The organism is Methanococcoides burtonii DSM 6242, from assembly GCF_000013725.1.
GTDB classification, from domain to species: domain Archaea; phylum Halobacteriota; class Methanosarcinia; order Methanosarcinales; family Methanosarcinaceae; genus Methanococcoides; species Methanococcoides burtonii.
Map to the genome: position 1 here is coordinate 613,696 of NC_007955.1, position 14,526 is coordinate 628,221.

At 41.0% G+C, this 14,526-nt stretch carries 13 protein-coding genes and 1 CRISPR repeat array (1 of these 14 only partly in view); of the genes, 3 read left to right on the top strand and 10 right to left on the bottom strand.

From position 1 onward, the window contains the following. Nucleotides 1-1,036: a CRISPR direct-repeat array (repeat unit 29 nt; unit sequence GAGTTCCCCATGCATGTGGGGATAAACCG); it begins 2,897 nt to the left of the window's first position. Between the two features lie 27 nt (nucleotides 1,037-1,063). Both MBUR_RS14095 and MBUR_RS03050 read left to right on the top strand, forming a co-directional pair. Continuing rightward, entirely contained in the window at nucleotides 1,064-1,243 is a 180-nt protein-coding gene (locus MBUR_RS14095) for a VOC family protein (RefSeq protein ID WP_048063190.1), read from the top strand. A 208-nt stretch (nucleotides 1,244-1,451) separates the two neighbouring features. Further along, entirely contained in the window at nucleotides 1,452-1,829 is a 378-nt protein-coding gene (locus MBUR_RS03050) for a DUF5684 domain-containing protein (protein WP_048063191.1), read from the top strand. A gap of 80 nt (nucleotides 1,830-1,909) precedes the next feature. Here the strand turns inward: MBUR_RS03050 and ftsA are convergent, their stop codons facing one another. The 10 genes from ftsA to MBUR_RS03100 form a co-directional block, all read right to left on the bottom strand. Continuing rightward, the gene (gene ftsA / locus MBUR_RS03055) at nucleotides 1,910-3,265 is read right to left on the bottom strand and encodes a coenzyme F390 synthetase (protein ID WP_011498732.1); all 1,356 of its coding nucleotides are present in this window, start codon (nucleotides 3,263-3,265) and stop codon (nucleotides 1,910-1,912) included. Between the two features lie 13 nt (nucleotides 3,266-3,278). Continuing rightward, nucleotides 3,279-4,910, bottom strand: coding sequence for an ABC1 kinase family protein (locus tag MBUR_RS03060; RefSeq protein ID WP_048063192.1), 1,632 nt, complete (start codon nucleotides 4,908-4,910; stop codon nucleotides 3,279-3,281). A gap of 289 nt (nucleotides 4,911-5,199) precedes the next feature. Next, on the bottom strand, nucleotides 5,200-5,391 hold the full coding sequence (locus MBUR_RS03065; protein WP_048063487.1) for a TRAM domain-containing protein: 192 nt from the start codon (nucleotides 5,389-5,391) through the stop codon (nucleotides 5,200-5,202). 729 nt (nucleotides 5,392-6,120) lie between these two features. Next, nucleotides 6,121-7,554, bottom strand: coding sequence for a 2-oxoacid:acceptor oxidoreductase family protein (locus tag MBUR_RS03070; protein WP_011498735.1), 1,434 nt, complete (start codon nucleotides 7,552-7,554; stop codon nucleotides 6,121-6,123). A 2-nt stretch (nucleotides 7,555-7,556) separates the two neighbouring features. Continuing rightward, the gene (locus MBUR_RS03075) at nucleotides 7,557-8,618 is read right to left on the bottom strand and encodes a 3-methyl-2-oxobutanoate dehydrogenase subunit VorB (protein WP_011498736.1); all 1,062 of its coding nucleotides are present in this window, start codon (nucleotides 8,616-8,618) and stop codon (nucleotides 7,557-7,559) included. Nucleotides 8,619-8,640: 22 nt separating this feature from the next. Next, nucleotides 8,641-8,862 (bottom strand): 4Fe-4S dicluster domain-containing protein, encoded by a 222-nt coding sequence (locus tag MBUR_RS03080; RefSeq protein WP_011498737.1) that lies wholly within the window; start codon nucleotides 8,860-8,862, stop codon nucleotides 8,641-8,643. Between the two features lie 208 nt (nucleotides 8,863-9,070). Beyond that, complete coding sequence (locus MBUR_RS03085; RefSeq protein WP_011498738.1) at nucleotides 9,071-10,675, bottom strand: AMP-binding protein; 1,605 nt, start codon at nucleotides 10,673-10,675, stop codon at nucleotides 9,071-9,073. Nucleotides 10,676-10,727: 52 nt separating this feature from the next. Next, nucleotides 10,728-11,282: a helix-turn-helix domain-containing protein gene (locus MBUR_RS03090; RefSeq protein ID WP_011498739.1), complete on the bottom strand. Its 555-nt coding sequence runs from the start codon at nucleotides 11,280-11,282 to the stop codon at nucleotides 10,728-10,730. Nucleotides 11,283-11,456: 174 nt separating this feature from the next. Next, nucleotides 11,457-12,848: a COG1470 family protein gene (locus MBUR_RS03095; protein WP_011498740.1), complete on the bottom strand. Its 1,392-nt coding sequence runs from the start codon at nucleotides 12,846-12,848 to the stop codon at nucleotides 11,457-11,459. Between the two features lie 432 nt (nucleotides 12,849-13,280). Further along, nucleotides 13,281-13,721 carry a hypothetical protein gene (locus MBUR_RS03100; RefSeq protein WP_048063194.1) on the bottom strand — a complete coding sequence of 147 codons (441 nt, stop codon included), beginning with the start codon at nucleotides 13,719-13,721 and terminating at the stop codon, nucleotides 13,281-13,283. Between the two features lie 291 nt (nucleotides 13,722-14,012). Here MBUR_RS03100 and MBUR_RS03105 point away from each other — a divergent pair, with 291 nt between their 5' ends. Beyond that, complete coding sequence (locus MBUR_RS03105) at nucleotides 14,013-14,495, top strand: S-layer protein domain-containing protein (RefSeq protein WP_011498741.1); 483 nt, start codon at nucleotides 14,013-14,015, stop codon at nucleotides 14,493-14,495. Nucleotides 14,496-14,526 lie beyond the last annotated feature (31 nt).

Sequence of the window (14,526 nt, forward strand, 5' to 3'; positions counted from 1 at the left end):
TAGAGAAGTGTTAAAACCTTCAGACAGTAAAGAGTTCCCCATGCATGTGGGGATAAACCGTTTGTGAAAGATATTCCGGTAACAAACAAGACGAGTTCCCCATGCATGTGGGGATAAACCGGGAACCGTTTTCAACATCCGAATTCTTTCATTGAGTTCCCCATGCATGTGGGGATAAACCGCCAAACTCTATACATCTTGAACCTACGCAGGAGAGTTCCCCATGCATGTGGGGATAAACCGACAGATGAACAGCATCGTATCTGGTGGCACAAGAGTTCCCCATGCATGTGGGGATAAACCGTAAAAATCACGAAAACTATCGCACTGTATCGGGAGTTCCCCATGCATGTGGGGATAAACCGGGAGAACGAGGTGACGGAAAGAATCGGCACTAGAGTTCCCCATGCATGTGGGGATAAACCGATCCTGTTTTAGGTCCTTGAGAGGAAGGTTCTGAGTTCCCCATGCATGTGGGGATAAACCGCTGTAAAAGCTGACCCTCGGCATGTCCGGGTAGAGTTCCCCATGCATGTGGGGATAAACCGTCATCTTCTGCTTCGACGATAGTTTCAGCGGGGAGTTCCCCATGCATGTGGGGATAAACCGATATCAGCGATATCAAGTATGACGGTGGTGCTGAGTTCCCCATGCATGTGGGGATAAACCGTCGATATAAACACATACGCCCGGACTCAATCGGAGTTCCCCATGCATGTGGGGATAAACCGACCCTGACCTTCTCTGAGATCAAATGGGCCAAGAGTTCCCCATGCATGTGGGGATAAACCGGTAATTGTTCATTGTTGGCTACAAATACTGTTGAGTTCCCCATGCATGTGGGGATAAACCGGTATTGGTGATTATCTTGATTTGGGTAATCATGAGTTCCCCATGCATGTGGGGATAAACCGAAAGCAAACACGAGGAGCTCACCAAATCAAAAGAGTTCCCCATGCATGTGGGGATAAACCGCCAACACACATCACACTTTAAGAACCAACACCGAGTTCCCCATGCATGTGGGGATAAACCGAACTTCATTGAGCGCGTCTATGCGCCCATGAAGATTTCCGGCGGTAAAGTGGTGAGACAGAAAGAAACTGTGATGGAAATTGGATACTATGCTGAGATAATTGATACTGAAGACAACCTTATAGGCCTGTGGGGAAAACTTCCATATGAACTGAAATTTGATATATCATTCAGCTTGAATGCCCTGCAGAGTACCTTATGGTATTAGATAACTATATCATATTATGTTAATAGGCAGGAGAAGCCTGCTACATTTTTCAATTTGCTGTTTAATTATCACAAATATTAGTAAAGCTTGACTATATATCGATAAGTACTATCCAAAACACCATGTATTGATATTGTCTAAATTTCGATTGGGTTGTTTTTAGAAATAGACCTATGGAATTTGAACATAATTATACTTGGTGATCATTTTGGAAACTTATACAATAATAGCCCTGATATTTGTGCTACTTGGTTATATCTACACTTCATTCTGTTTACAGAAAATTGCGATCAAGACATCAACTGCAAATGCCTGGATGGCGTGGATACCCTTGCTCAATATACTCCTTATGTTCAGAGTAGCAAGATTATCCCTCTGGCATGCCATCATATTCCTCATCCCCTACGTCAATTTCCTTATGGGAGCTTATCTTTGGGGTGAAGTAGCAGGAAGACTTAACCGCTCAAAATGGCTCGGAGTACTCTTCCTCATACCTGTGCTCAATCTTGTCCTGTCGGGCTATTTTGCTTTCACAGATGCAGATGTAAATAGAAATGGTTATGATGCTGAATATGCAGATATGTGATCTGCTTATTCCCCTTATTTTTTAATTTACATCTCATTTCTTATTCATTTTATCAAAAAGTAAATCAGATATTATCGGAGTCAGGTTTTTCTGCGATCGACCACTCTTTTTGGCCTTCCTTTTAACTTGAATATTTCCAGCTCACCCATGCCGGCAAAATTAATATCAACATCCAAACCCCCTTCCTCATAAAGGTTCAAAGTGCCTGTATATGGATTTAGGAATCCCTTCAGGAAATTCTCCTGAATACTATCCCTGTCGCAGTTATTCTCATCAAGACATTCCAGATTCACCTTTAGAACAGCCTTACCAACACTATTTTTATCCAAGAATGCTTCATATTCACCGGTCAGATGATCCATGTTCTCCCTCTGGAAAACACCCTGTTCGACATCCACACGATTAAAAGGTGAACCTGATACCCAGAGACTTTCAGCTTCACGCTCAGGAGCATAAATTCTCATATGGGTCCTGCCACAGGCACATTTATCACGGGAATGCACAACGGTAGTGTCCTCTGTATCATAATTTATCAAGAGGCTGCCACACTTTTCCCCGGGACTTAAAAGGGTCGTTAATACTATCCTGCCACATTCCCCGTCCTCGAGGAATTCCTTTCGATATGGGTCATAGACATCAAGATGAACAAGGTCTTCCGGAACATGGAGGCCATTCTGCTCGACACACTCTCCACACATTGTTCCTTCAGTACTTCCATAGGTATTGTAAACAGGACAGCCCCACACTTCCTCAAGATAACTACGACTCTGGTCGGCAAAGCTCTCTCCACCTACGATTAATTTATTGATGCTCGTCTCTTTCGGATCAATTCCCTCGTTCTTAAGCCTGCGTGCAAGCCTCAACAATTTGAAGACACTAGCAACAATACCGGTAGGACGATAGGTTTCAAAGATACGTGTGGGGAAAGTGCATTTACCTTCAGGAATGACCGCCATGCCGACATCCCTTGCAGCAAGCGTCATTGTATTTGCACCTATGTTCATTCCATAGGAGGCACACATGACCATCCGGTCCCCCGGTCCGAATCCCTGTGAACAAAAGCTACGTCCGTATTTTTTAGCATAACGTAACCAATCATGCCAGGTGAGGAAAAACGATTTTGGGACTCCGCTAGTGCCACTGGTCTCATGAATTGTGTAGATATCAGTCCAATCTGCACTCATGAATTGAAAATCATCGGTCTTCGGTGGCTGGTTCTTTCGTATAAGCTCACCTGAGACGAGTGGCAATTCCAGCAGGTCCTCATGACTTTGAATGCTTGAAGGGGAAACACCATTTCTTTCGAACCATTTTCTGTAAAAAGGAGAATGCTTCACAGCATAATCTATCGTGTAACGCAATTTATCTTCAACGAGGGAATCAAGTTCTCCTCTTTCCATGGTCTCTATATCTTTGTTAAAATACTCCCCACTCAATCGGTTAACCTCCTTACTGATGTTTCAGGAACAATACCCCGAACAGGAACAATGCGACAACGAAACCGACAATCCCAAGATTTGCCAGATTAGTATCCTGTTGTGTTGCTAGATAGGCGGAAGAAACAAGTATTATTGAAAGGAAAACATATTTTGAGAGAGAATCGATTATTTTATCGTGTTTGATCTCTTTGGTCTTTTCTTCAAGTTTCTCAAAACGATAACCTCTGATCGTCTCGATAACATCATTGATCCCTTGTGGCAGGTTCTTGAAGATCTCAAGATACCTGTCGCCCTCCAGAAGGAAATATTCTGCTGCATTAATTGGTGAATACCGTTTCATCATGACCATGGATATCAATGTTTTTGCATCTTCGATGAGATTAAATTTAGGGTCAAGTTCAAGGCAGACACCTTCTACCAGTACCAGGGAACGCTCAAGAGTTGAAAAATCACTTGGCAGGGCTAGATCATATTTGAGTGCCAGATTTGCATAACTGTCATTCTGACGTTCACCAAGTGCGAAATTCTGAAGGGATATCAATGAATCTAGATCGACCTTGAACTTATGAACATCGATGTCATCTTTATTGATGTTGGCTATTTTAAGAAATGCTTCAAACGCAATATCCACATTTTTCTTATAGATGCCATAGAACAGATTCAACATATTCCGCTTGAGTTCAGAATCAATTATCCCCACTTCACCAAAATCAATGAAGGCAATTCCATCCTCTCGAAGCAGGATGTTGCCTGAATGCGGATCAGCGTGGTAAAATCCATGTACATATACCTGTTCCAGATAGCTTGAGCTGATTATATGTGCATACTTTGAACGCAATTTTTGGTTCTTATCATCAAGGTCCTTTACAAGCACACCTTCCATGTAATCCATTACAAGAACGCTCTCTGTACAGAGAGCTTCATGTACGTTCGGGATATGAATGTCCTTTGAAGATCTAAATATTTCACCAAATCTCATGATGTTACGAGCTTCATTACGAAGGTCCACTTCTTTGTTCAGAAGTTCTTTGAATTCATCAAGAAAACTATCAATATCAAAGTTGCTACCAAAGCCTCCCATCCTTACTAAAAGTGGCTTCAGATCATTGATGATTGAAAGATCGACATTTATCAGGTCAATCAGATTAGGCCGTGCTATTTTAACTGCTACTTTTTGACCGTTCAATACAGCCTCATATACCTGTGCAATAGAAGCGCTTGCAATAGGTTTTTTATTAAATTCATCGAATTGCGAAATAAATGAAGTGGTTGACCCTGAAGAGATATCACACACATCTTTGGTTTGACAATCGCAATTAAAACCTTCGAAGGATGCGGTCATTTCTTCAAATGAAATTGACCCGACCTTGTTCTGAAGTTGGGATAACTCCTGCACATAACTAAAGGGAATAAGGTCAGGACGTTTGCTCATAATCTGTCCGAACTTGATGAATGTCACGCCAAGATCTTCAAAGGCAAGTCTGAGCTTGCGTGCATTCTTCTGTGCTTCCCGATCTACTGAACATGTGATCTTCTTGTTGGAAACATAATTATTCTGTATCTCTCTATAGAGCAAGCTGAACAAATTATATCGAATAAAAACTTTTAGAATTGAAAAATATCTTCTAAGTTTCTTGAACATTAATACAATATATTGCATGTATTAGTTAATAAATGTAAGGGTGGTTGAAAGCAAGATCAACAATGAACCTGAACGGCTCTTGAAGTTCATAAGCATGACTATACTTGCTCTGATTTATCTATGCAAGAAACCAACATGAACGTCAAGACCAACTGAATTGACGAGTCTCAAATACTTAAATTTAAAATAGAAAGCAATATTCAATAGAAAAATAATAAATTAATAAGAAAATTAAAATGGAAGATCAAATAATTGATCTTCCAATTATGTTTTTAATTGATTATAGTAATTAAACTAATTCGCCAAATGCGAACTTACTCATTACTTTTGTTACCTTGATTGTTACTTCGTCGCCAACGGAGGCTTCAGGTACAAAAATTACAAAACCGCTTACTCTTGCGATTCCGTCGCCTTCTCTTGCGATATCTTCAATTGTCACGTCGTATGTTTCGCCAGCTTCTACTGGAGCAGTTGATTCCATGTTGTTGAACAAATATTTCACTTCCTTTAAAGTGCTTAAAAGGATAATAACCAGAAGTAAATATATGAAAAAATAGTAAATACAGTTAAGGATATACCATCTAGACCTATAATTAATCAAAGTGATTTTTGCCTTTAAAAGCAATGATACAATGTAATGTGTGCTATATAAAGATGTTGTATCAACTACTTACATTTATACAAAAAAGGAACTTATCACAATACATGCTATAAGTTTATATTTGAAACAATAATTGGATACGAACAATTTGACAATTGCTATGTATTCATGTCAATGAACTTTTTAATTTTCACATTAAATAACTAAATACTCAGTGAGCAATTTATTGATTATTTCTTCTCTTACTTGTTAATAATCGGAAAATAGTGGTCAAAATATTAACTCTAAACTGATCTTTGTATTGTTGTCTGTAACCCAAATTTGACTGTCAAAATTGAGTTATTAACACTTTGTACATCGAGCCTGAACTCAATGTCCCATGCTCTTCCACTTAAAATGCACGAAGGTCATAAGTCCGACAAATATGATGCTGGGAGTCTAATAAAAACAGAGAAGAATATCCGATCATGAACCAGATCGGTAACAGCAATTGCCACTGTTGCAAATACCATAAAAGAGATCAGTAGCTCAGCAAATTTCCAGATAATACAAAACAAGAAATGTATAAACATAAAATGTATCCGGTTACAGTGCCGGATACAATGTGATTTATTTAATATTATCTCTTGCCCACTTTGCTGAAGCTTCAAGGACTTCGAGATTCATCGGGATAAGCTTTGGTTTGCTTGCAAAGGTATCCTCGATAGCTTCTCTGAATACCTTTTCAGGAAGACCTGTATCTCCCAGTTCCATCATCACACCAAGCATAACAGTATTAGCTGCTTTAACAGAACCTGCATCCTTTGCTATCTGCGTAGCAGGAACTGCAATAGCTCTGACATCTTCCGGAATTGGAATATCCACTGCATTTATAGTAGAATCATAGAGAATAACACCGCCCTTTTTCACATCGCCTGCGAATTTCTCAAGTGATGGCTGATTAAGAGCTATGAGCACATCTGATTCATACACAACCGGTGAGCCGATGGATTCTCCTGAAATAACCACAGAACAATTGGAAGTTCCACCGCGCTGTTCAGGTCCGTATGACGGATACCAGGATGTATAGCGCTGATCACGACAGCCTGCACGTGCAAGGGTAAGTCCCATGCTCAGAACACCCTGACCACCGAATCCGGCTATCTTAACTAAAGCGATCTTGAAATCCTTGTCCGGCACTGCCTCAGGTGAAGCATTATCCTCAAGGCTGTAAAGCTTATCAATGGCAGACTTGGAGAAATCGCTTTCATCCCTCCACAATGGCTCAGCCTCATCGAATCTGTCCCTGAAGTTCTGGAGTGGGAATTCCTTCTCCATCATGTCATTCACGAAATCGGTGCTCTGCTGTGCATTCTGCTTAAGGTTTGTAGGACATGTGGAAAGCACTTCAACAAATGCATATCCTTTTCCGTCCCTCTGCACCTCAAGAGCTCTTCTAATAGCTTTTCTTGCCTTCCTGATATGTGATATATCGGAAATGGATACACGCTCGATGAACACCGGTGCTTTCAGGTTATCAAGGATCTCACACATGTGAAGCGGATATCCGGCAAACCTTGGGTCCCTTCCATCCGGACACGTGACGGTCTTCTCACCGATAAGTGTGGTTGGTGCCATCTGGCCGCCGGTCATTCCGAAAACAGTATTGTTCACGAAGAATACTGCCATCTTCTCACCACGGTTCGCAGCCTGCATGGTCTCATTAAGACCAATTGAAGCAAGATCACCATCGCCCTGATATGAGATGACCACCGCGTTGTCCTGTGCCCTTGACATACCAGTACCCACAGCAGGTGCACGTCCATGTGCTACCTGAAGGTTTCCGCAATCAAAGTAGTAATAAGCAAATACAGCACACCCAACTGGGCTTATCATGACAGACCTGTCCTGAATTCCAAGGTCGTCCATAGCCTCACCGATGAGCTTGTGAATGATACCATGTCCACATCCCGGACAATAGTGTGTTGCACTCGGTGCAGCTCCTCCCTTTCTTGAGAACTCTTCATAGATCGCTGCCGGTCTTCCAATGATCTTCTCTGCCATTTTTATACCTCCCTTGAAGCAACTTCTCTGATCATTTCCATGACCTGATCCAGTGTTATTAAATTTCCACCCAAGCGATTGACCAGTTCAACAGGTTTGCTACACTCGATAGCAAGTTTTACATCTTCCATCATCTGACCGTTGCTCATCTCGACTGAGATGAAAGTACAGTCATACGAATCAGCAATGCCTTTAAGCTCCTTTTCAGGGAATGGGAACAATGTAATAGGACGGAACAATCCTACCTTGAGACCTTCCCGTCTTGCAACCTCTACAGCTGAATGACAGATCCTGCTGCTGATACCATACGCAACAAGAACAATAGAAGCATCATCTGTCATATATTCTTCATGGACGGTTTCGTTCTTCTTGATCGTCTCATACTTCTCCTGAAGTTGATAGTTGAAATCCTCAAGTTTATCGAAATCCAGGAATATAGACGTGACAAGGTTCTCCTTTGTCTCCTTCGTACCACATACAGCCCAGGACTCATCTATGACAGGTGTTATAGCCTTGTCAGGGAAATGAAGGGGTTCTATCATCTGTCCAAGCACACCATCGGCTAGAACGACAACAGGATTACGGTATTTGCTTGCCAGTTCGAAAGCCTTTATCGTATGATCGCACATTTCCTGAACAGAATTAGGTGCAAGTACTATATTGCGATAGTTACCATGTCCTCCGCCTTTTACTACCTGAGCATAATCAGCCTGTTCAGGACCGATATTACCAAGGCCCGGACCTGCTCTCATAATGTCAACGATGACACTGGGCAGTTCAGCTCCTGCAAGATATGAGATTCCTTCCTGTTTCAAGCTCATACCCGGACCTGATGATGCGGTCATCGCCCTATGGCCGGCAGATGCTGCTCCATAGACCATATTAATAGCGGCTTCCTCTGATTCCGCCTGTACGAATTTCCTTCCAAGCTTCGGGAATGTCTGGGAAGCTTCATGAAGGATCTCACTTGCCGGAGTTATCGGATAACCGAAATAACAGTCGCATCCAGCATATAATGCGCCAATAATGACAGCTGAGTTACCTTTGATCAATTGTGTAGCCATAATTTTACCTCACTTTCCGGGCTTATTTTTCCTTTATAGGGATGTGCACTGCAATAGCCAGTGTCTCAGGACAGGTGTAGTAGCAATTTCCACATCCTGTGCAGCCTTCACCCTTGTATTCAACATAACGATAGCCGCGTTCATTGATGTTCTCGCTCATGAACAGAACACTTTTTGGACATGCAGGGATACATCTTTCACAGCCCTTACATTCAAGATTGTTAAGCTGCGGATAAGGTTTCATATTTTCACTATTTTCAGACATGATATCAACCTGTAGTAAATAGATAAACTCTAAATTAAAAAATTTATCCATTGAATTATTCGAGTATCAAAGTATGTTTCAGGAATTATTGTGAGCCTGAAACATTCTATGATCTTTATCAGTTCTTTCCTTCATCATGGTCGCGTATCTCAACACGCCTGATCTTACCGCTGATGGTCTTGGGAAGCTAATCAACAAAATCCACAGCACGTGGATACTTGTAAGGTGCAGTAGCTTTCTTGACGTGGTCCTGAAGTTGCTTCTTCAATTCCTCACTTGCTACATAGCCTTTTGCAAGAACGATCGTAGCTTTGACTATCTGCCCTCTTGTAGCATCAGGAACACCCGTGATAGCACATTCAAGTACAGCAGGATGTTCTATCAAAGCGCTCTCTACCTCGAAAGGTCCGATCTTGTAACCGGAGCTCTTGATGATATCATCAGATCTGCCAACGAACCAGAAATAACCATCCTCGTCCTTCCAGGCCATATCTCCGGTATGGTAATAACCATCATGCCATACCTCGTTAGTCTTCTTTTCATCAGAACGATATCCTGCGAACAAACCTACTGTTTTTCCTTTTGAGGTATTGATGACGATCTCGCCCTCTTCTCCGAAATCACAGACTTCGTCATCAAGGTTCAAAAGCTCGATATCGTATTCAGGAGAAGGCTTGCCCATTGAACCGGGTTTAGGTTCCATCCACGGATAAGTAGCAATGCTTACAATGCTCTCGGTCTGACCGAAGCCTTCCATGAGCTTAAGTCCGGTGAACTCCAGGAACCTCTCATAAACTTCAGGATTAAGAGGTTCGCCTGCTACAACACAATACTCGAGACTGCTGAAATCATATTGTGAAAGGTCTTCCTTGATCAGGAAACGATATATCGTCGGAGGTGCACAGAAGGTGGTTACCCCATACTTGCTTGCAAACTCAAGCATGTTCTTAGCATCAAAACGCTCATAGTCATAGACAAAGACCGCAGTCCCGCTTATCCACTGCCCGTAGAGCTTACCCCACACACACTTTGCCCAGCCGGAATCAGCAACTGTAAGGTGCAGACCATCATCGCGGACGTTCTGCCAGTACTTCGCAGTGATGATATGACCGAGAGGATATGCAAAATCGTGCTGCACCATTTTTGGCAGTCCTGTGGTACCTGAGGAGAAATAAAGCAACGCAATTTCCTCGTTCTTTGTAGCAGCTTCTCCTTCCGGACGTGTGAAGTCAGCAGAAGCTTCCTCCAGTTCCTTTGTGAAATCCAGCCACCCTTCACGTCCTCCATTCAGAGATGCCTTGTGGAGCAGGATATCCTCATAGCCTTTGTGACCTTCATCAATATATCCCATCAACCCTTCATCATCCGCACTGACTACCATCTTTATATTGGAAAGTTCGATGCGGTATGTGACATCCTTTGTGGTCAGCATATGTGTTGCAGGAAGGGCTACCGCACCGATCTTATGCAAAGCAAGGATACATATCCAGAACTCATATCGACCTTTAAGGGTCAGCATAACAACATCGCCTTTTTCGATACCGTATTTTTTGAACAGATTAGCAGCTTTGTCACTATAGTGTTTCAGGTCCTTGAAGGTATAGACCAGTTCATTGCCGTTATCATCACACCAGACAAGTGCTCTTTTATCAGGCTGTTCCATTGCATATCTGTCGACGACATCGTATGCGAAATTGAAATTTTCAGGAATGTTGATCTTGAAATTTTTCTTAAAGTCCTCATATGATCCAAAATCTGTACGTGAGACATATTCTTCCAATAAAGATGACATATTTACACCCGTTTTCTATATAAAAATAAATAAGGTTCAGATAGCAAAACTATCAGAGAACCATTGCAAGGAATTTTGCCGGCTCATCTCCAACCGCTTCCATTGCATGAGCAAAATTGGAATCGAAATAAATTGAATCGCCTTCCTCAAGGATGATCTCATTGTCATGTATCCAGACCTTGAGCGTACCGCTTATAACATAATCGAATTCCTGTCCTGGATGGGAGTTCATGGAAGGGAAATTAGCATCTGAACGCGGATCCACACTGACAATGAAAGGTTCTGCCTTTTTATGAATAAAGTTCGATGCAAGGTTCAGATAATTGTAATCCACCCTTCTTTCCACTTCAGTACCTTTGCCTTTTCGGTTGACCGCAAAGATATGCATGCGCGGTTCCTCTCCTGTCAGAAGAAGTCCCATGTCCACATTGAGTATCTGTGATATCTCAAACAACATGCTTGCAGGAATATCAGATTCCCCGGAATCATATTGTTTGTAGGCATCCACAGAGATACCAAGCTTCTCTGCCATGGTCTCAAGACCTATGTCGGATAATTCGCGCAATTCGGATATACGTGATGCGATTTCGATTATTTTTTCCTGCATGTTATCAACTTATTAGAGCCGTTACAAAAAATGCTTGCAAGACGACAATTCTTTTAATATAAGCACTGAACTTTCAGCATTGATATATTATATCATTATCTGCTGTGATGTTAAAAGAAGAAGTAAAAAAAGGCATTGCGTGCCATGTTAACATATGACATAATTGGAATAGATTCAATCAACCGGACCGATGTTGACAGAATATTCAAAATTCTCTGTGTTGTGAGGCATTATCTCAAGTGTCCATTCCCCAACAGCACCATCAGCAAGATAGACTTCCATATATGTTGTTGAACCCTGCTGATAAACATTGAATTGTTCCTCGTCTGCGCTCTCTTTTGAAACAACCATACCACTCATAGCTCCACCTCTTGCCTCATCCATTGCAATTCCAGAATAGATAGGAGATTGCTGTGAAAGACTGACAATACTACTGTGGCCTGTACTGATAAGGACCGACTTGACCTGACCATCAGCGTTCTTCAACACAACATCGAAGGTGGGTGCTGTAGAAGATGTGCTGCTGCCACCATAATTATAGTCCCTTGAGATTATCCTGAGGGTTACCGGATCATCTGTCCTTGCAACAAAGCCTGTTGTGAACGGGTCTTCTGGTTGTTGCCAGACATCGAGGTTCATGTTCACTTTCTGGCTCCATTCATTCATGGTCCTGTCATCGATGTTCAGGTTGATCCTGCCATTGAGATTTCCTTCCGCATCAGCTGGAACTCTGACCTTTACTGTTACAGTAGCCTTTTCTCCTGCCTTGATAACAGAAGGTGCTGTGATGGTAACGTCCTTCTCATCAAGAGAGACCTGTGCACTGTATCCATACCATTCATTCTCACTTACTTCGAATTCAGGGTTGATAGAAATTGCCTTGTCAGCAACATTCTTGAGCTTGATAACATATTCATACTCTAAACCTGCTTCCACACGGTCATTTATGTATGAATTGAATATCTGTATATTTGGTGGCAACCAGACGTTCACTGAAAGCTCAAGTGCACCATTGTAACCAGGATACAGAGCTGAAACATCCCCTTCGAGATCGCTGAAGAAAACGTTTGCATCATAACTGTCAAGTTCAGCATCCTCAGGAACTGAGACCTTGATAGTGAACTCCTGCTTTTCTCCTGATCTCAGTTCTGCCTTTGCAGGTGAAATAGTAACCCAGTCCTCGTCAAGCATATTATCACTGAATACCTTCGGTGCAACATGAGGTTCAAGTGTCAGTGGTTCTTTACCGTGATTGAAAAGCACAACGGTCATTTCATCTGACTCTCCCGGCTTAATTCTAAGATATGAATATCCAGGGTCAACGAGTAGAGGAACTATCTCTCTTTCAATCTCAGGATATAGCATGTCCTGATAATATCCATCTGCAGAGATCTTTTCAGCTATCAGTGCAGGTTCAGATATCAATACAGGTTCTGCTATTAACATGGGTTCGGCAAACAATTCCGGTTCTGCTGCTGTAGTTTCAGGGGCAGCAATGGCAACTGTTATTGCTGTCATACTGAGCAACAACAGGCCAATTGACATAAATGCAAAATATTTTTTCATATCGATTCTCCTTTTGTGATTTGGTAATAGTGAGCGTCTTTCGACATGTTCCAATATGAGCTACACTTATTAAAGAATTGTCTAAACTTCGAATCAATCCGTAGTTATCAGGATATTTGGAGTACCGGATCAAAATTGAAAAAAAGAAGCATTAGCCAGTTTGACTGGCAATTAAAAATAGCTTTTAGACGGTTACCAGAACTTAGTAAAACGATCAGAGGAGTTTTATGATCACTGCTACCGACATTACCCATAATCTAAATTTAGCATCAAAATACGCAGTATGATTCCTTTTCGTTTATCCGGGCTAATTTCCGGACATACACACATTCCTGATTATCAATCGTATTGATAATATGACTTAATTTCTTTAAAAACTTAATTTAACCTTTTACACATAAAGGACAGGGATAAGGAGTTGATAGTATGGGATTAATTTATTTTATTTTCTAGTTCTTCATACCTATTTGTGATTGATTCGATTAGTTTTCTTTTGGCTATTATATAGTCCTCATCTTCTTCTCTATCTCTGACTGTATTTGATTTACAGTCAAAGTACACATGTAAATTATTTCGTAATACGTCAGAACCCAAATACATGTATTTCTTAATGCTATCCCAAAATTCAAAATATTCTTGATGTGTTCTATCAGCACTGTTTCTATAGCCTGGTACCCCTTTCATAAAAATTATATGATTGTCTTTTTTAGCATATAAGGGTGAAACAAGACATTCCATTTCTTTACAATACCTATCATTTTCAATAAAACCAACCTGTTTTTTCACTTGGTTTGCATAGTACCCAGTAATACCAACTAAAGCAGCAGTTAAAACGATATTACTTCCTGTTTCGACAACATTCCAATTAATCATAATATTAATCCTTTTTACTATAATTCCAATTATAATTGGTTTTGACAGTATAAATATCTAAAGTTAGCAAACCGACGTTATTCTATCTTTAACACCCCTAATGCAGAAATGTCAGATATAAGGAACGAAATCACGGGGCTTATTTTTATGTCACTGTCCTCTATTTTGGTCATTATTTTAATAGTATCTTATTTTTTGTAACAATTCATGTTTCCAAAATATTATTATACCACGATGTACGTTTTTACAAAGTACGATTAAAGTATATTTTGTGGGGGTTCAATTACAATCATGGACAAGACTTCAAAAAAAATGGCGAATGTACTAATATTAACATCTGTTCTCATCGTTATATTAATTTCATCACTGATACTTTCAGCAAACTTTGTCCCATCAAAATATTTGAATGATTTTTCTGAACATCCTGATGAAGAGATCATTCCACATGAAGTATTAAGAGAGCAGACATTCTCCTTCTCCGATAGTTACGTTCTAAGTACTGGTGAGACATTCAAACTGCCGGATAATTATAATCTCATTCCAAAGCAGATCGATATAGAAGGCAGAAGGGCGTGGTTGGAGGTTTCCAGGAACGGTGATTTCGTAGACGATCAGGTCTTGACTATCTCAGATGATCTGGGATCAGGCTGGGATGTGTATTCAGAAGATGGGAATCAGTTGATGTTCAGGATATATCTGCACGATGTATATCAAAACAAGATCGACAGTGTTTCAACAGAAAGTGTATGCGTGGTACATATCGAAATGGTGTGAAACCGATACATCCCGGAAAGACCAAATATTA